This is a genomic window from Leucobacter sp. wl10 (assembly GCF_003569785.1).
Taxonomy (GTDB): Bacteria; Actinomycetota; Actinomycetes; order Actinomycetales; family Microbacteriaceae; genus Leucobacter.
This window is the reverse complement of record NZ_KZ983988.1, coordinates 271,011-287,880: the sequence shown is the minus strand read 5'-3', so window position 1 is coordinate 287,880 and position 16,870 is coordinate 271,011. Positions and strand designations below refer to the sequence as shown.

Genomic DNA, 16,870 nt, shown 5'->3' with positions numbered 1-16,870 from the left:
ACGTGACCTTCTCGCTCATCCTCCGCGATCCCGAGACCGGCGAGTTCGGCTCGGCGATCTCCTCGTCCTCGCCCGCGGTCGCCGCGCGCTGCCTCAACCTCGCCGACGGCATCGGCGGCGCCAACTCCCAGAACGTGACCGACCCGCGGCTCGGCCCGGCCCTCATCGAGCAGCTGCGATCAGGATCCTCGGCGCAGCAGGCGCTCGACGCCGTGGTCGCAGCGGCCGACCCCGGGACCATCGACTACCGGCAGCTGCTGGTGCTCGACAGCGCGGGTCGCGCCGCCGTCCACTCCGGCGGCCGCGCGCTCGGCATCTTCGGCTCGGCGACCCGTGAGAACGCGGTCGCGGGCGGAAACATGCTCGCGAGTCTCGACGTGCTCGACGCCCTCGTAGACACCGCGCTCTCCGCGAGCGGGCGCATCGAAGAGCGGCTGTACGCAGCCCTGCGGGCGGCGGTCGCCGCCGGCGGCGAGGAGGGCCCGGTGCACTCCGCCGGCATCTCGGTGGTCGCGAGCGCCGGCTGGCGGGTGACCGATCTGCGGGTCGACTGGGTGGACGAGGATCCGGTCGGCGCCCTCGGCCGCGTGCTGGAGGAGTGGCTGCCGCAGCGGGACGACTACACCGACCGCGGCATCGATCCGGCAGTGGCCCCCTCGTACGGCGTTCCCGGCGATGAGTGAGGCGCTGAAGCGCCGGATCGCCGAGCGCGTCTCGCGGGTGGACGGCGAGCTCGTCGCGCTCTCGAACCGGCTGCACGACGATCCCGAACTCGGCTGGCGGGAGCACCGCTCCTCGGCCGCCGTCGCCGGCCTCCTCGCCGAGCACGGCTTCGCCGTCGAGCAGCCGTACCTGGGGCTCGAGACCGCCTTCCGGGCGGTGCTCGGCTCGGGAGACGGCTTCACGGTCGGCTTCCTCGCCGAGTACGACGCGCTGCCGGGGCTGGGGCACGCCTGCGGGCACAACCTCATCTCGGCGATGTCGGCGGGCGGCGCGATCGCGCTCGCCGAGGTGGCGGGCGAGCTCGGCATCGCGGTCGAGGTGATCGGCACGCCCGCCGAGGAGGGCGGCGGCGGCAAGATCGAGCTGCTCGAGCGCGGGGCGTTCCGAGAGCTCGACTTCGCGCTCATGGCGCATCCCGCTCCCGTGGACGTCGCCGAGGCGCGCCCGTTCGCCGTGGCCCACTGGCACGTGCGGTACGACGGGCGGGCCGCGCACGCAGCCGCCTACCCAGAGCGCGGCATCAACGCCAACGACGCCTTCCTGATCGCGCAGCTCGCGATCTCGCTGCTGCGGCAGCAGCTGCCGGCCGGCGTACGCGTGCACGGCGTACAGACGCGCGGCGGCGAGGCGCCGAACGCGATCCCGGAGCGCACCGAGGGTCGCTGGTACGTGCGGGCCGATACGACGGAGCAGCTCCTCGAACTCGAGGAGCGCGTACTCAAGTGCTTCGAGGCGGGCGCGCTGGCGACGGGCGCGAAGCTCACCGTGACCCCGGAGAGCAAGCGCTACGCCGAGATGCGCACCGATGGTGAGGCGCTCGAGCTCTACCGTGCGAACGCCCTGGCGCTCGGCCGCGACTTCGATGTCGACCCCGTCGCCGCAAGCATGAATCGCGCGTCGACCGACATGGGCAACGTGTCGCAGATCGTCGCCGCCATCCACCCCTACATCGGGGTGGGAGGAGAGGCGAGCAACCACCAGCCCGCATTCGCCGAGGCCTGCGTCGGCCCGGTCGCCGAGCAGACGCTGCGCGACGGCGCCATCGCGCTCGCCTGGACGGCGCTCGACGTGGCGCTCGGCCGATCCGCTGCGGCCTCGCTCCCCTCGGGGAGCTCGGGGAACGAAACCGCCCCGTGAACTCGTACGCCGCCCCCGAGCCCGTCGAGGGACGGATCCCGAACCACACGAAAGAGGAACACATGACCCGCAGTTACGCAGACTGGCAGGCCGCCGCTGCCGCGCTCGAGTTTGACGGCCGCCCGGTTATCGGCGGCGCGCGCGTCGATGCGCGCTCGGGCCTGACCATCGAGAAGACCAACCCGGCGACGGGCGAGCTCATCTCCCGCATCCACGCCTGCGACGAGACCGACGTCGACGCGGCCGTCGCAGCGGCGCGCGAGGCCTTCGAGTCGGGCACCTGGTCGCGCGCCGGCGCCGGCTTCCGCCGCGAGCGCCTGCTCGAGTTCGCGCGGCTCATTGAGCAGCGCGCCGACGAGTTCGCGCTCTACGACAGCCTAGACATGGGCAAGCCGGTGCGCGAGTCGTCGACGATCGACGCCCCGGGATCCGCGGCCCTCTACCGCTTCTACGCCGAGGCGATCGAGAAGCAGGAGGATCTCATCCCGGTGACGCCGCCGGGATCCACCGCGCTCGTCACCCGCGAGCCCCTGGGCGTCGTCGCGGTGATCGTCGCCTGGAACTACCCGCTCGAGATCGCCACCTGGAAGCTGGCCCCGGCGCTCGCCGCGGGCAACACCGTCGTGGTGAAGCCGCCGGTCGAGGCCTCGCACTCCACGCTGCTGCTCGCCGAGCTGGCGATCGAGGCGGGCATCCCCGTCGGCGTGCTGAACGTGGTGACGGGCCGCGGCTCCACGGTGGGCCGGGCCCTTGGCACGCACGAGGACGTCGACATGCTCGCATTCACGGGCTCGACCGAGGTGGCGAAGCAGCTGCAGCAGTACGCGGGCCAGTCGAACATGAAGCGCCTCGCCCTCGAGGCCGGCGGCAAGAGCTCGAACCTGATCTTCGCCGACTGCGACGACCTGCGGCTCGCCGCGGAGAAGGCCGCGTTCGGCAGCTTCTACAACCAAGGCGAGGTCTGCTCCGCCAACTCGCGCATCTTCGTGGAGCGCGAGGTCTACGAGGAGTTCGTGCGCCTCTACGCCGAGGCGGCGAAGGCCTACGCGCCGGGGGATCCGCTCGATCCCGAGACCGGGATCGGGGCGCTCGTCTCCGAGGCGCACGCCGACACGGTGTGGGCGACGATTGAGAACGCGCGCCGCGACGGCACGATCCGCGCGGGCGGCACCCGTCCCGAGATCGGCGGATCCCGGGCCTTCATCGAACCCACGATCGTCACCGACGTGCCAGCCGACCACGAGGTGCACACCCGCGAGATCTTCGGACCCGTCGCCGTGGTGACGCCGTTCGACACCGAGGAGGAGGCGATCGCCAGGGCCAACGAGACCCCCTACGGCCTCGCCGCCTCGCTGTGGACCGGCAGCCTCGCCCGCGCGCACCGCGTCTCGCAGCGCCTCGTCGCGGGTACCGTGTCGGTGAATACGGTCGACGCGCTCGGCTTCACCACGCCGTTCGGCGGCTTCAAGCAGTCCGGCTTCGGCCGCGACCTCTCGGTGCACGCCCTCGAAAACTACACCGACTACAAGACCACCTGGATGCAGTGGGGCTGAGTGCCCCTGCGCGGCCCCTTCCGCCGAGGCCGCCTCCGGTCTCGGCGGAGTGCGCTCGTTCGACCGACGAGGTGCGCTTGCGGGGCTGGTGGGCAGACCGCTCGAGCCCCGATGCCGCTCGTCCAATTCGATCTGATCCACAGATGAACAAGACAGATTTTCACTATTTTACAGATGCTCAGACCGGTGTGACGATGAGTGTGCAACGGCTCCGTCGCCCAGTCAGAGCCGACTGAGAGGACACGAGGGAATCATGACTCTGCAGCAGGAAACCATCGACCTGGCCGATGCCGTCTCGGAGACTCCGAGCGGTCTCGCGGAGATCGCGAAGCGCCACCTGGTGATGAACTTCACCCCCGCGAGCAAGTACCGCGACGACGAGCTGCCGGTGTTCGTGCGCGGTGAGCACTGCTCGGTGTTCGACGAGAGCGGCCGCCGCTACTTCGACGGCCTCGCCGGCCTCTTCTGCGTGCAACTCGGCTACACCTACGGCGCCGAGGTCGGCGATGCGGTGCGCGAGCAGCTCGCCGCCCTGCCCTATCAGACCACCTGGAGCGTCACGCATCCGCCGGCGGCGCTGCTCGCCCAGAAGATCGCGAAGCTCGCCCCCGGCGACCTCAACCGCGTCTTCTTCGCCTCGGGTGGCGGCGAGTCGAACGAGGCGGCGATCAAGCTCGCCCGCCAGTACCAGCAGACCATCGGCCAGGGCAGCCGCCACAAGTTCATCGCCCGCCGCGTCGCCTACCACGGCACCAGCTTCGGTGCGATGTCGCTCAACGGCATGACCGCCGTGCGCTCCATGTTCGAGCCGCTCATGTCGGGCGTGCGCCACACGCACAACACGAAGCGCTACCGCCGCCCCGAGGGCGAGACCCCCGAGCAGACCACCGCGTTCCTGCTCGGCGAGCTCGAGTCGCTCATCGTGCAGGAGGGGCCCGACACGATCGCGGCGATTATCATGGAGCCGCTGCAGAACGCGGGCGGCAGCCTGAAGCCCCCGACGCCCGAGTACTTCGCGGGCGTGCGCGCCCTCTGCGACAAGTACGGCATCCTCATGATCGCCGACGAGGTCATCACCGGCTTCGGCCGCCTCGGCCGCTGGTTCGGCTCGCAGCACTACGACTTCCAGCCCGACATGATCGTCTTCGCGAAGGGCATCGCCTCGGCGTACATGCCCCTCGGCGGCGTGATCGCGAGCGACAGGATCATCGAGACCGTGCTCGACGGCCCGGTCGGCATGTTCAACCACGCGCTCACCTACGGTGGCCACCCGGTCGCCTGCGCGGCGGCGCTCAAGAACCTCGAGATCATGGAGCGGGAGGGCGTCGTCGAGAACGTCGCCGAGCTGAGCCCATACCTCGAGGAGCGGCTCACGAATGTCGCGCAGAAGCACGCGCGAATCGTCGGCGACTTCCGCGGCGACGGCTTCCACCGCAGTTTCGAGCTCGTCACGGATCACGCGGCGAAGCGCTGGGAAGCCGAGCCGATCAGCGCAGGCGACTTCGTCGGGCAGCACCTGAACCCCGCGCTCGTGGAGGTGGGGCTCATCTGCCGCGTCGCCATCGATGCCGAGGGCAACCCCCTCGTGCAGGTCTCGCCGCCGCTCGTGATGACGCGCGCCGACATCGACGAGCTGGCCGATCTGCTGGACCGCGCCTTCACCATAGCGAGCGCCGGCGCCGGCCTGTAGCCGATCCGTCGTCCGCGCGGGGCCCGCGCAACCGCGCGTCCGGTCCTGGCCCCGAGCCGTTCCGACGAGCGACGACCCGGCTGCGGGGCCGGACGGGCACCAGGCATCACCACATTCAAAGGAGATTGACGATGACCGAGCAGGCACTGGTGGAGGGGAAGGCCATCGCGGGACCACGGCAGCCCGCCGCCCTGTGGACGCTGTCCTGGACCGAGCTGTGGGAGCGCTTCAGCTTCTACGGCATCCAGGTGATCCTGGCCTACTACATCTACTACACGGCCACGGACGGCGGCCTCGGCCTGTCGGAGTTCGAGGCGCTCGCCATCACCGGAGCATACGGCGGCGCGGTCTACCTCAGCCAGCCCGTGGGCGCCTGGATGGGCGACCGGGTCTTCTCGGCACGGACCATGGTGGCCGGCGGTGCTGTCGTCGTCATGAGCGGCCACATCACGCTCGCGGTCACATCGGGGCTCGGAGGCCTGCTCGTGGGTCTCGGCCTCATCGTGCTCGGCACGGGCGCGCTGTTCCCGAACGTGCTCGCGATGATGAACTACGTCTACGAGCAGAAGGAGTACTCGCGCAAGCGCGAGGTCGGATTCTCCCTCTACTACGCGGGCGTGCTCATCGGCGCGTTCGCCGGTCCGATGGTCACCGGCTGGCTGCAGGTGGCCTACGGCTTCCACGCGGGCTTCTCGGCCGCCGCGTTCGGCATGCTGCTCGCGCTGGCCGGCTACGCGCTCGGTCTCCGCTCGCTGCCCGAGCAGGCGAAGCGCGTGCCGAATCCGCTGACCGCGCAGGCCGGAGTCCGCGCGCTCGTCGTCGTGATCGCCGCGATCGCGCTCATCGTCGTGCTCGTGCTCGTCGGAGTCATCACCACGACGAATCTCAACAACTACGTCATCGGCGCCGCGATCCTCGTGAGCATCCTCTACTTCGCGGTGATGTCCCGCTCGGGAAAGGTCGACGCCGTGGAGCGCGGCAAGGTGCTCGCCTTCATCCCGTTCTTCATCACCGCGACGATCGCCTGGACCCTGATCCTCCAGCTCTTCACCACCTTCGCGGTCTACGCCGATCAGCGCGTCGACCTCACGATGGGACCGATCACGATCCCGGCGGCCTACATCAGCGTCTTCCAGGTCATCACCGGCATCATCGCCGGCCCGCTCATCGCGAGCGCGTGGCAGCGGCGGGAGGCCGCCGACCCCGCAGGCGCGCCGAGCGCGGACCGGAAGCTCGGTGTCAGCATGCTGATCATGACCGCGACCTACCTGCTGTTCGCGCTGCTGCCGGTGGTCTTCAGCGGGCTGATCCCGCTCGTCGCGGTGATCGTCGGCATGGTGCTGCTGGGCATCTCCGAGGTGAGCTTCGCCCCCCTGTTCCTGTCCACCGCCGGCAAGCACGCGCCGCGGGCGTTCAACGCGCAGATGATGGCCCTCGCGGGCCTCACGCTCTCGCTCGGCGCGAGCCTCTCGGGGTATCTCGGCCAGCTCTACGTCAGCATGAGCGAGATCGGGTTCTTCCTGCTGTGCGCCGGGATCGCGGCCGCGTGCGCCGGGATCATGTTCGTCGCGAAGCCCGCGAAGGGGGCCTGAGGCCATGCCGCACGACGATGCCGTCGTCTGCAATGCGCAGCTGTGGCTGCCCGCGCGGAGCGGGCTCACGGCGCTCGCGATCCGGGACGGGCGGATCTCGGCGCTCGGGAGCGACGAGGACATCCTCGCACGTGCCGGCGACGGGACCGAACGGATCGACGCGGGCGGCGCGGCGGTGCTACCGGGCTTCCACGACGCGCACGTGCACCCGGTCGCCGGCGGGCTGGAGCTGCTCGGCTGCGACCTCGGCGACATCCACGACAGGGAGGACTACGAGCAGCGGATCGCCGGCTTCGCGGCGTCGTGCTCGGATGCCTGGATCGTCGGCTCGGGCTGGTTCGGCGACGTCTTCCCCGGAGGCTTCCCCGACCGGACGCTGCTCGACCGTCTCGTGCCGGACCGGCCCGCGGTGTTCACGAGCCACGACCACCACTGCGTGTGGGTGAACAGCCGAGCCTTGGAACTGGCCGGCATCGACGAGCGCACGCCGGATCCGCATGCGGGCTACATCGAGCGGGACGAGTCCGGCGAGGCCACGGGCATGCTCTTCGAATCGGCCGCGGAGCTGGTGACGAATCTGCTCCCGGCGATCGACGAGCGCGCAGTGGCCGAGGCGCTGCTCGCCTCGCAAGAGCATCTTCTCTCGCTCGGCGTCGTAGGGTGGCACGATGCGCTTCTCGGGAGCGCACTCGGGATCCCGGACGGGTTGTCGGCGTACCTCGACGCGCTGGCGGACGGGTCGCTGCGCGGCCGCGTCTCCGGCTCAATCTGGTGGCCGATGGGGGCCGGACCCGACCGCCTCGACGAGGTGCTCGCGCGAGTCGAGTACGCGCGCGACCGCGGCTTCGCCGTGCAGAGCGTCAAGATCATGCAGGACGGCATGTGCGAGAACTGCACCGCCGCGCTCGTCGATCCTTACACGGGCGTGCATCCCCAGATCTCGGGCGACTCGGTCATCGAGCCCGGCGATCTCGCGGATATCGTCATGAGACTGGATGCCGCGGGGCTGAGCGTGCACTTCCACGGGGTGGGGGATCGCGCGGTGCGCGAGTGCCTCGACGCGGTGGCCCGCGCGCGGGAGCGGAACGGCGCCGGACGGCCGCACCAGATCGCGCACATCGACGTGATCGACCCCGCGGATCTGCCCCGCTTCCGGCAACTCGGCGTGACCGCGAACCTGCAGCCCCTGTGGGCGCGCGACGACCAGGAGATCCTCGAGCGGAAGTTCCCGCTCATCGGTCCCGAGCGGGCGCGATGGCACTTCGCCTTCGGATCCCTTCACGCCGCGGGAGCCCACCTGGCGATGGGGAGCGACTGGCCCGTCACGAGTCCCGATCCGCTCTGGGGCCTGCACACCGCGTGCACGCGCACGGCTCCCGCGGCGGACGTCCACGCGCTCAACGCGGAATCGCGAGTGCCCGCTCAGCCGAACGAGCGCCTCGACATCGAGACCGCACTCAGGGCCTACACCCTGGGCTCGGCCGAGATCTCGGGGAACGCGACGGACACGGGGAGCCTCGAGGCGGGGAAGCTCGCCGACCTCGTGATCCTGACGGGCCCGATCGACGGCGAGGAAAGCTTCGACCGCCTGCGGGTCGCGCGCACGATCCTCGGGGGCGCCACCGTCTACGAACGACCCGGCGCCTCCTCATCCCGACAGAGCCACTCATAGGAGAGAGAACCATGTCCAACGAACCACCGGTCGTCACGAAGACCTTCAAGAAGTTCGAGCAGCAGCACATCCTGCCGATCCCCGAGAACGAGCGCAGCGGCACCAACTGGTCGCTCGCCGCCATATGGATCAGCCTCAACATGATGCCGCTCACCGTCATCACGGGCGCCGTCGCGAGCGGATCCTACGGCCTGCCGATCGGCTGGAGCATCGTCGCGATCCTCGCGGGCAACGTCATCGGCGCCTTCGGCTCGGCGCTGCACGCCTCGCAGGGGCCGCACCTCGGCATCCCGCAGATGCTGCAGGCCCGGGCGCAGTTCGGCTACCTGGGGGCGAGCCTCTTCGCGCTCATCGCGTTCATCATGTTCATGGGCTTCTTCGCGAGCATCCTCATCGTCGCCAAGGATTCGCTGCTCGCGGTCTTCCCCGAGTTCAACAGCACGCTGGCGATCATCGGCTTCGGGGCGGTCGGCGTGGTGCTCTGCGTGTTCGGCTACGAGCTGCTCAGCAAGACCATGGCGTGGCTCTCGATCGTCATCGGCCTGGCGGTGGCGGTTTCGATGATCCTCTTCTGGACGAAACCCGAGGTGACCTCGCAGCGGGCCGAGGCAGCCTTCACCTTCGAGGGGTTCTTCGCGATGCTCGCGATCGGCATCGTCTGGCAGCTGGCATACGCCCCCTATGTCTCCGACTACACGCGCTATCTGCCGAAGGGCACCGGCCCCAAGGCGGCGTTCTGGGGCACCTACCTCGGCCTGGTGGGCAGTTCGGTGTTCGTGATGAGCCTGGGCGTGCTGCTCGGCGCCGCCAACCCGGAGAACCCGCTCGCCGCGCTCGGAGAGTACCTCGGCCCGATCGGCATGGTGGTGCTCATCGTGTTCGCCGTGAGCTCGGCCCTCATCAACGGCGTGGAGCTCTACTCGGCCGTGATGAACGCGCTGACGGTGATGCAGTCGAACTTCAAGACCGTCATCACCTCCGGCACCCGGGTCTGGACAACGGTCGTGTGCGGTGCAGTCGCCACGGCGATCGCGCTGCTCGGCCAGGGCGACTTCATGACGATGTTCGAGAGCTTCCTGACGCTGCTGCTCTACGTGCTGATCCCGTGGTCGGCGATCAACCTGGCCGACTACTTCATCGTGCGCAAGGGCGAGTACTCGATCGGCGACCTCTTCGCCCCCGACGGCGGCAAGTACGGCAAGTGGAACGGCGTCGGCCTCGCCAGCTACGGCGTCGGCCTCGTCGCGCAGGTGCCCTTCATGATCACGCCGATCTTCACCGGTCCCCTGGCCGAGCCGCTGCAGTACATCGACATCGCCTGGTTGGTGGGCTTCGTGGTGACGGCGGCCGTGTATCTCCTGCTCGTGCGCTCCGCCGCGGCGAAGCGTGCCGTGCTGCAGGGGTAGGAACCCTGGAGCTCCGATCCCGGTCTACCTCGGGTCTCCCGCGGCGGAGGCCCTCTGCGAGAAGTAGACCGGGATCAGCGACAGCAGGATCATGACGGTCGCCACGACGTTCACCTGGTTGACCTCGTTGGGGCGCGCCATCTGGTTCATGATCCACAGGGGCAGGGTCTCGACGCCGGGCGGGGCGGTGAAGATGGTGACCACGATCTCGTCGAAGGAGAGCGCGAAGGCGAGCAGGCCGCCCGCGATGAAGGCGCTGCGGAACTGCGGGAAGGTGACGAGGCGGAACGTCTGGCCGATGCCGGCGCCCAGGTCCATCGAGGCCTCCTCGAGGTTGGGGCTCATGCGGCGCAGGCGCGCGATCACGTTGTTGAACACCATCACCACCGTGAAGGTCGCGTGCGCGATGATCATGCCCCAGTAGCCGACGGAGACGCCCATGGGCTTCAGCACCTGGTAGAACGTGTTCGACAGCGCCACGCCGGTGACGATGCCGGGCAGCGTGATGGGCAGCACGATGAGCAGGTTCACCGTGTGCCGGCCGAAGAACGCGAAGCGCTGCAGCGCGAACGCGGCGAGGGTGCCCAGCACGAGCGCGATGGCGGTCGCGACGGCTGCCACGACGACCGAGTTGAGCAGGGCGGCGTGCACGGCCGGATTGGTGAGCGCCTTGCCCCACCACTCGAGGGAGAAGCCCGGGATCGGCCAGCCCGCGACGCGACTCGAGTTGAACGAGTTCATGACGATCACGAACAGCGGGATGTACATGAACCCGAGCACGATCAGGGTGATGATCGCGAGCACGATCTTGGTGGTGCGGCTCAGTCGGAGCATGGCGGTTCTCCCTTGCGGCTTCCGGCTAGATGTTGTCGAGGGCGCCGGTGCGGCGCACGGCGGTCAGGTAGACGACGACGAGCACGATCGGCACGATCGAGAAGGCCGCCGCGAGCGGCGGGTTGAGGTTGATGTTCTGGGCGATGACGCTGCCGATCATCTGCGTGTCTGACCCGCCGACGTACATGGCGGCGATGTAGTCGCCGAGGCTGAGCGAGAAGGTGAAGACGGAACCTGCGATGAGCGAGGGCATCAGCAGCGGAGCGACGACGGTGCGGATGGTGCGGAAACCGCTCGCGCCGAGGTCTGAGGATGCGTCGAACAGATTCGCCGGGATCTGGGATACGGCGGCGTATACCGGAATCGCCATATACGGGAACCAGAGGTAGACGAGGGTGAGGATCGTGGCCGCGATCCCGAACCCCGGCCCCCTCACGCCGAACACGGAGAGCGACCAGTTGAAGAAGCCCTCCTCCGTCCAGACGAGCCGCATGCCGATGATCTTCACGAGGTACCCCGCCCACAGGGGCAGGGTGATGAGCACCGCGAGCGCGGCGCGCAGGGACGGCGCGGCGACCTTCGCCATGAACACCGCGAGCGGGATCGAGAACGCGGCGCTGATGAGGGTCACCGCGAGCGCGATCCCGAGCGTGCGCAGCGCGGTGGATACGAAGGCGGGGACGGTGAGGATCTGCTCGAAGTTCTCGAGCGTGAAGCCCGGCTTGACGCGGGAGGTGAAGGGGTCGGTGGTCCAGAACGCAGTGATGAGCATGAGCGAGAGCGACAGGATGTACACGCCCACCAGCCAGGCCATGGGCAGCGTCAGCAGAGAGGCGAGGCGCCCCCTCGGGTGGCGGTGGAGCGCTGTCGAGATCGGCTTCGGCCGGCGTTCCAGAACGGTCTTGGTGCTCACGGTGTGTCCTCGCTGACGGGTGCGGTGTGCGGTGGGAGCCGGTGGCTCGGGCGCGGACTGGACCGCGCCCGAGCCACCGGGCGGGGCGGGATCGGGGATCCCTAGCCCTTGACGGTCGCCCAGGCGGCCGTCCAGTCCTGGTAGCTGGTGCACTGCACGTCCTTGCGGCCGTCGAGGCACTGCTCGATCGGGGTGGTCCAGAACCACACTTTCTTGTAGTACTCCTCGTCGGTCGCGTTGTAGTAGTCGCAGTGGGCCCTGGCCTCGTCGCTGGTGTCGCAGAATGCGCCGTTGGCGGGCGCCATGCCGAAGTTCATCGCGATCTGGCCGTTGACCTCCGCCGAGCTGGTGTAGTCCATCCAGGCGTAGCCGCAGTTGGGATTCGCGGCGTCGGTCGCGAGCATCCAGGCGTCCGACCAGCCGGTCGAGCCCTCCTTGGGCAGCACGCCCTTGAACTTCTCGTCGCCGGTCGCCTTGCGCAGCACCTCCCACGAGGTGCCGACCACGGAGTTGCCGCCCGTGAAGGAGCTGACGTTGGTGGTGGGGTTCCAGTACTCGGAGACCATGCCGTTCTGCTGCTTCAGCAGGTCGACGGCCGCCGCGAGCTGCTTCTCGTCGAGGGCGTAGGGGTTCTCGATGCCGAGATCGGGCTGCGTGGCCATCAGGTAGATCGCGGCGTCGGCTATGTAGATGGGGCTGTCGTAGGCGGCGATCTTGCCCGCGTAGGGGCTGTTCTTCTCCCAGACGACGTCCCAGCTCGTGGGATCATCGGTCACGACCTCGCTGTTGTACTGCAGGATGTTGGCGCCGCGGCCGATCGGGATGCCGTAGACGTTGCCGTTGAGCGTGTCGTACAGCTGACCCTTCATGCCCTCGACGATGTCGTCGCCGAAGTTCGGGATCAACTCGGTGTTGAGCGGCTGCACGTTGCCGTCGACGATGAGGCGCAGGCTGGCGTCGCCCGACGCCGAGACGAGGTCGTATTCCCCTGTACGCATGAGCGTCACCATTTCGTCGCTGGTCGCCGCGACCTTGCGGTTCACCGTGCAGCCGGTCTCGGCGGTGAACCGGTCGGCCCAGGCGGGTTCGACGAATCCGGACCAGGCGACGATGTTGAGCTCTTTCTCGGTGGCTCCGAGCTTCTTCATCATGGGCACGTCGGGCACATCGATCTGGAGGCCTCCGGATGCGGCATCGCCGCCGCCTCCGTCGCCGCTGGCGCAGCCCGAGAGCGCGAGGCCCACCGCCGCAACGAGGGCCGCCGGCGCGAGCAGTTTCTTGTTCATCATTACTCCTTCGTAGTGCTGGTGCTGGGGTCTTCGAGCGGTGGAACGGGGTGGCGGCCGGAGCGGTATCCGGTCAGGCCGGGGCCTCCGCGCCGCTCGGCACGGCGACCGCGTGGTCGCGCGCGAAGCGGAGGCTCACCGTGTCGCCGCGTCGGATGCCGGGCTCGGTACGCGGGGTCTGGCTGTTCTGCCGCTCGGAGATGAAGCGCACGCCGTGCTCGGTCTCGACGAGATAGCGCGTGCGGGCGCCGGCGTACACCGCCTCGAGGACGCTGCCCCCGAGCGCCACGGTCCTCGCTTCGACGGGCGCCGTGGGCTCTACGAGGTGCACGCGCTCGGGGCGCACGCTGTGCGGCGTGCCGACTCCGAGGATGCGGCGCGCGTTCTCGCCGCTCAGCAGGTTCGTGATGCCGAGGAAGCCCGCCACGAACTCGGTGCGGGGAAACTCGTAGACGTCGCGAGGGCTGCCGACCTGCTCGATCCTGCCGTCGTTGAACACGGCTACCCGGTCGGAGAGCGTGAGCGCCTCCTCCTGGTCGTGCGTCACGAAGATGAAGGTGATGCCGACCTCGCGCTGGATCTGCTTGAGCTCGAACTGCATCTGCTCGCGCAGTTGCTTGTCGAGTGCGCCGAGCGGCTCGTCGAGCAGCAGTACTTTGGGGCGCAGGATCAACGCGCGTGCGAGCGCGATGCGCTGTCGCTGGCCGCCCGAGAGTTGCGAGGGGCGGCGCTCGGCGACGTGGGCCAGCTGCACCTGCTCGAGCGCCTCGGAGACCAGCCGGGCGCGCTCGGTCCCGGAGACCCCGCGAACCCTGAGCCCGTAGGCGACGTTCTCGGTGATGCTCAGGTGCGGAAACAGCGCGTAGTCCTGGAACACCGTGTTGACCTGTCGGTCGAAGGGGGCGGATCGGGTGACGTCCTGGCCGTGGAGCAGGATGCGGCCCGAGGTCGGCTCCTCGAATCCGGCGATCATGCGCAGCACGGTCGTCTTGCCGGATCCGGAGGGGCCCAGCATGGAGAAGAACTCGCCCGCGCGGATCTCGATGTCGAGTTCCTTCACCGCGACGAGGTCGCCGAACTGCTTGTGGACGCCTTGCACGCTGACGGCGATGTCGCCTGTGGCGCCGGTGCCCGCGGCGGGGTTGGTGTGGCGCATGATCTCGATGCTCCTCAACGTCGGTGTCGAATCGGTTCCTGAACAATAACATATGTGTTTATATGTTTTAAGGGCGGGGCGGTTTCCCACGCATTACATTTCGGTCACGCACGGCTCAGCGATTCCTCACGCCGGGCGTGACACACTCGATGCAGGCCACGGATCGGAGGAGCGCGTGAGCACAACCGTCGGGCAGGCGCCTCCGAGCCGCCTGCGCACCGCGGCGTTCGCGCCCATCGGCGAGGAGGGGCGGACCGAGCTCGTCGAGGCCCGGATCGTGCAGGCCATCTCGGTCGGCGCCTTCATCGAGGGCGAGCGCCTGCCCAGCGAAACCGAGCTCTCGGGGCTGCTCGGCGTCGCGGTCGTCACCGTGCGCGAGGCGCTCGGCTCGCTGCGCCACCGAGGGCTCATCGAGACGCGCCGCGGGCGCAACGGCGGAAGCTTCGTGCGGACGAGCCTCGGCGCGGTCGAGGAGGTGAACGCTCGCGCGCTCATGACGATGCCGCGCGTCGCGCTCGCCGACCTCGGCGTGCATTACGAGGTGATCGCGAGCGCGTGCGCCGAGTACGCGTGCATGCGAGCCACCTCCGACGAGCTGGCCGTCGTGCACCGTCTGCTCGGGGAATCGCGCGAACTCGCCCCCGACGTCTGGCGCCGTCGCATCACCGAGGTGCAGCTCGAGCTCGCCGCGCTCAGCCAGTCGGTGCGCCTCACCAACGAGCACGTGACCGTGCAGACCGAGTTCACGCCTCTGCTGGCGCTGCAGGATCTCGACGACCGGGCGCGCCTGGCGACGCACGACGCGCTCGTCGCCCAGACGGCCGCCACCCGGAAGGGGGACATCGCGGCGGCGCGCGGCGCGGTGCGGGAGAGCATTCGCACGTCGGTGCGCTGGCTCGTCCGATTCCGCGGCGAACTGCTCGCGGATCCTCGGGACGAGGCGTTTCGTGCCACACTTGAGTCACGACGGAGAGCCGGTAGGCCCGGCTCCGGCCTCGACGACGAGGGAGACAGGTGAGCACGCAGGCGGTTCGGGATCTCGGCGCCGCGATGGATGCGGTCGACGAGTTCTTTGACGGCGTCTTCGCCCCGCTCGAGGCGTGGTTGCCCCGGCTGACCGCCCGGATGGCTCGGCAGCTCGAGCAGGGGCGGCTGACCGGGGCGCAGCTCGCAGCGCTCGTCGAGCCCGACGCCCATCGGATCCTCGACACGGCCGACCGCCCGCTCTACGGCGCCGGGTACTGCGCCAGCGAACTCTTGGTCTCGGAGGGCAATCCGCTGGCCTGGTGGCAGGGGCCGGAGCGCAGTCTCCTCGCCTCGTCCACCTTCGGGCCGGGGCAGGCGGCGATCGACCTCGTGCGCCTCGAATGGTACCGGGTTCCGCGGGGAACGGGCCGACGGCACGTCGCCGGCCCCTTCGTCGATTACCTCTGCTCGAACGAGATCACCATCACGTCCTCGATCCCGGTACTGCACGAGAACCGCTTCCTCGGGGTGATCTGCGCCGACGTGCTGGTGGCTTCGCTCGAGAACGCCTTGCTGCCGCAGGCGGGCGAGCTGGCCGAGGCGACGCTCGTCAACGCGGGCGGCCGCGTCGTCGTCTCGAACGATCCGGCCTACGAGACCGGAGACCGTCTCGCGGAGGCCGTGTTCGACGGCGGCATTGGCGGCCTCCCGGGCTCGGCGCGCGTCGCGCGCTCCGACCGCTACCCGTTCGCGCTCGTCGCCTCGGAGTGATGTCCGGCGAGGCGCCGTCGGTTGACCGAGGCGCAGTCGTCTCGGGACCGCTCCCGAGAATGTCGTCGGCTACGCATAGCATCGTGACATGGAAACTCCTGCATGGAGCACGAACCAGTTGAAACGACTGGGCTACTGGATTCGCGACGGAGGCGATCCCACGGGTGATTTTCCGTCGTACAGCGAAGTAGAACTCTGGTACTCCGAGCTCGCCATGGAGGTGCAGCGGAAGCTTTCGAGCTACGACTGGCGTAAGCTGCTGGGCCATCGCAAACTGGAGGTCTCGGCGCGGGCGAAGACCGTCGACACGCTGAGGGACAAGCTTCGGAGAGACCGGAGTACCCCGCTCTCGAGTGTGCAGGATATCGCGGGAGTGAGATTTGAAGCCGAGATGACCTTGTCCCAGCAGACGGCGGTCGCAGCGGAGATCGCGCGGATGTACGGGCAGGAGTCGGAGCACGCGATCCATGACCTGCGGTCGAGCCCGCACAGTGGATATCGGGCAGTGCACGTCTGGCTGCGGCTGCCCGCGAGGGTGGAGGTGCAGGTGCGCACGAGAAGCCAGGGCGTATGGGCGAACGCCTACGAAAGTCTGGCCGACCTTGTCGGGCGGAACATCAGATTATGAGGAACTTCCGGAGGATGCCTCAGGGCGGAACCTGACTGAGCAACTGCGCAACACCTCCGTCGATGCGATCACACCACTCGATCAGGCGAAGGATGCCTATGATACCGATCTGGTGAATGGCTCTGCGAAGGATCCTGACGGATCCTTTCAAGCGCGTGATGCGCGTCTCAGCGAGGTCGAACGGTCATGGAAGCAGCTGAAGGACGCTGAACTGGAGATCATCCGGACCCTACAGGAACTCGACGCCGATCTGCGTAGAATGAAGTTGGAGAGAGGAGGCGCGAGATGACTGGTTTTCTGGTCGAGTACCATCGTCCGTCGGGCGACTGGTATGTGCGAGCCTTCGAAGGGGAGAACGGAGCGAGGGAAGCGATGCTCGAGCGGTTCCGGCTCGAGGAACTTCGTGCGAGTGCGGATTTCGAGATCGCGGTGCTCATCGCGGACTCCCTTGAGACGATCAAGAAAACCCACTCGCGCTACTTCGGTGGTCGTGAGCGAGAAGCGGAGTTCTCTCTCCTGCCGATTGCCGCGTGAGTTCTGCCG

Annotated in this window: 16 protein-coding genes; 12 read left to right on the top strand and 4 right to left on the bottom strand. The window is 68.7% G+C overall.

Going from position 1 to position 16,870, the window contains the following annotated elements; all coding sequences use genetic code 11:
• The first annotated feature begins 2 nt into the window (after window positions 1-2).
• The 7 genes from D1J51_RS03535 (at window position 3) to D1J51_RS03505 (ending at window position 9,773) form a co-directional block, all read left to right on the top strand.
• Entirely contained in the window at window positions 3-683 is a 681-nt protein-coding gene (locus D1J51_RS03535) for a DUF1028 domain-containing protein (protein ID WP_119073786.1), read from the top strand.
• On the top strand, window positions 676-1,860 hold the full coding sequence (locus D1J51_RS03530; RefSeq protein WP_119073785.1) for a M20 family metallopeptidase: 1,185 nt from the start codon (window positions 676-678) through the stop codon (window positions 1,858-1,860). The genes D1J51_RS03535 and D1J51_RS03530 overlap by 8 nt, the downstream gene beginning before the upstream one ends.
• A 62-nt stretch (window positions 1,861-1,922) precedes the next feature.
• Window positions 1,923-3,413: an aldehyde dehydrogenase family protein gene (locus tag D1J51_RS03525; protein WP_119073862.1), complete on the top strand. Its 1,491-nt coding sequence runs from the start codon at window positions 1,923-1,925 to the stop codon at window positions 3,411-3,413.
• Window positions 3,414-3,666: 253 nt separating this feature from the next.
• A complete protein-coding gene (locus tag D1J51_RS03520) occupies window positions 3,667-5,103 on the top strand; it encodes an aspartate aminotransferase family protein (protein WP_119073784.1) in 1,437 nt (478 codons plus the stop codon).
• A 131-nt stretch (window positions 5,104-5,234) separates the two neighbouring features.
• Window positions 5,235-6,695, top strand: coding sequence for a peptide MFS transporter (locus D1J51_RS03515; RefSeq protein ID WP_119073783.1), 1,461 nt, complete (start codon window positions 5,235-5,237; stop codon window positions 6,693-6,695).
• A gap of 4 nt (window positions 6,696-6,699) precedes the next feature.
• Entirely contained in the window at window positions 6,700-8,367 is a 1,668-nt protein-coding gene (locus D1J51_RS03510) for an amidohydrolase (protein ID WP_119073782.1), read from the top strand.
• Window positions 8,368-8,378: 11 nt separating this feature from the next.
• On the top strand, window positions 8,379-9,773 hold the full coding sequence (locus D1J51_RS03505) for a purine-cytosine permease family protein (RefSeq protein WP_119073781.1): 1,395 nt from the start codon (window positions 8,379-8,381) through the stop codon (window positions 9,771-9,773).
• A gap of 24 nt (window positions 9,774-9,797) precedes the next feature.
• On the opposite strand, the gene D1J51_RS03500 is transcribed toward D1J51_RS03505, so the two are convergent.
• The 4 genes from D1J51_RS03500 to D1J51_RS03485 form a co-directional block, all read right to left on the bottom strand.
• A complete protein-coding gene (locus tag D1J51_RS03500; RefSeq protein ID WP_119073780.1) occupies window positions 9,798-10,607 on the bottom strand; it encodes an ABC transporter permease in 810 nt (269 codons plus the stop codon).
• A 25-nt stretch (window positions 10,608-10,632) separates the two neighbouring features.
• Window positions 10,633-11,520 (bottom strand): ABC transporter permease, encoded by an 888-nt coding sequence (locus D1J51_RS03495; protein ID WP_119073779.1) that lies wholly within the window; start codon window positions 11,518-11,520, stop codon window positions 10,633-10,635.
• Window positions 11,521-11,621: 101 nt separating this feature from the next.
• Window positions 11,622-12,806, bottom strand: a complete 1,185-nt coding sequence (locus D1J51_RS03490) for an extracellular solute-binding protein (protein WP_119073861.1) — start codon at window positions 12,804-12,806, stop codon at window positions 11,622-11,624.
• Between the two features lie 73 nt (window positions 12,807-12,879).
• Window positions 12,880-13,962, bottom strand: a complete 1,083-nt coding sequence (locus D1J51_RS03485; protein ID WP_119073860.1) for an ABC transporter ATP-binding protein — start codon at window positions 13,960-13,962, stop codon at window positions 12,880-12,882.
• A gap of 175 nt (window positions 13,963-14,137) precedes the next feature.
• Between D1J51_RS03485 and D1J51_RS03480 the strand changes: the two genes are divergently transcribed.
• From D1J51_RS03480 to D1J51_RS03465, 5 genes are all read left to right on the top strand, one after another.
• On the top strand, window positions 14,138-14,980 hold the full coding sequence (locus D1J51_RS03480; protein ID WP_119073778.1) for a FadR/GntR family transcriptional regulator: 843 nt from the start codon (window positions 14,138-14,140) through the stop codon (window positions 14,978-14,980).
• On the top strand, window positions 14,977-15,699 hold the full coding sequence (locus D1J51_RS03475) for a cache domain-containing protein (protein ID WP_119073777.1): 723 nt from the start codon (window positions 14,977-14,979) through the stop codon (window positions 15,697-15,699). Before D1J51_RS03480 ends, D1J51_RS03475 begins: the two co-directional genes overlap by 4 nt.
• 88 nt (window positions 15,700-15,787) lie before the next feature.
• Window positions 15,788-16,327, top strand: coding sequence for a hypothetical protein (locus tag D1J51_RS03470; protein WP_119073776.1), 540 nt, complete (start codon window positions 15,788-15,790; stop codon window positions 16,325-16,327).
• A complete protein-coding gene (locus tag D1J51_RS17815; RefSeq protein WP_162903643.1) occupies window positions 16,302-16,616 on the top strand; it encodes a hypothetical protein in 315 nt (104 codons plus the stop codon). The genes D1J51_RS03470 and D1J51_RS17815 overlap by 26 nt, the downstream gene beginning before the upstream one ends.
• A gap of 83 nt (window positions 16,617-16,699) precedes the next feature.
• Window positions 16,700-16,861 carry a hypothetical protein gene (locus D1J51_RS03465; protein WP_240422842.1) on the top strand — a complete coding sequence of 54 codons (162 nt, stop codon included), beginning with the start codon at window positions 16,700-16,702 and terminating at the stop codon, window positions 16,859-16,861.
• Window positions 16,862-16,870: the final 9 nt, after the last annotated feature.

Coding starts and splice junctions, on each gene's coding strand:
- D1J51_RS03530 (WP_119073785.1), top strand. CDS start 676: ATGAGTGAGGCGCTGAAGCGCCGGATCGCCGAGCGCGTCTCGCGGGTG.
- D1J51_RS03525 (WP_119073862.1), top strand. CDS start 1,923: ATGACCCGCAGTTACGCAGACTGGCAGGCCGCCGCTGCCGCGCTCGAG.
- D1J51_RS03520 (WP_119073784.1), top strand. CDS start 3,667: ATGACTCTGCAGCAGGAAACCATCGACCTGGCCGATGCCGTCTCGGAG.
- D1J51_RS03515 (WP_119073783.1), top strand. CDS start 5,235: ATGACCGAGCAGGCACTGGTGGAGGGGAAGGCCATCGCGGGACCACGG.
- D1J51_RS03510 (WP_119073782.1), top strand. CDS start 6,700: ATGCCGCACGACGATGCCGTCGTCTGCAATGCGCAGCTGTGGCTGCCC.
- D1J51_RS03505 (WP_119073781.1), top strand. CDS start 8,379: ATGTCCAACGAACCACCGGTCGTCACGAAGACCTTCAAGAAGTTCGAG.
- D1J51_RS03500 (WP_119073780.1), bottom strand. CDS start 10,607: ATGCTCCGACTGAGCCGCACCACCAAGATCGTGCTCGCGATCATCACC.
- D1J51_RS03490 (WP_119073861.1), bottom strand. CDS start 12,806: ATGAACAAGAAACTGCTCGCGCCGGCGGCCCTCGTTGCGGCGGTGGGC.
- D1J51_RS03485 (WP_119073860.1), bottom strand. CDS start 13,962: ATGCGCCACACCAACCCCGCCGCGGGCACCGGCGCCACAGGCGACATC.
- D1J51_RS03470 (WP_119073776.1), top strand. CDS start 15,788: ATGGAAACTCCTGCATGGAGCACGAACCAGTTGAAACGACTGGGCTAC.
- D1J51_RS03465 (WP_240422842.1), top strand. CDS start 16,700: ATGCTCGAGCGGTTCCGGCTCGAGGAACTTCGTGCGAGTGCGGATTTC.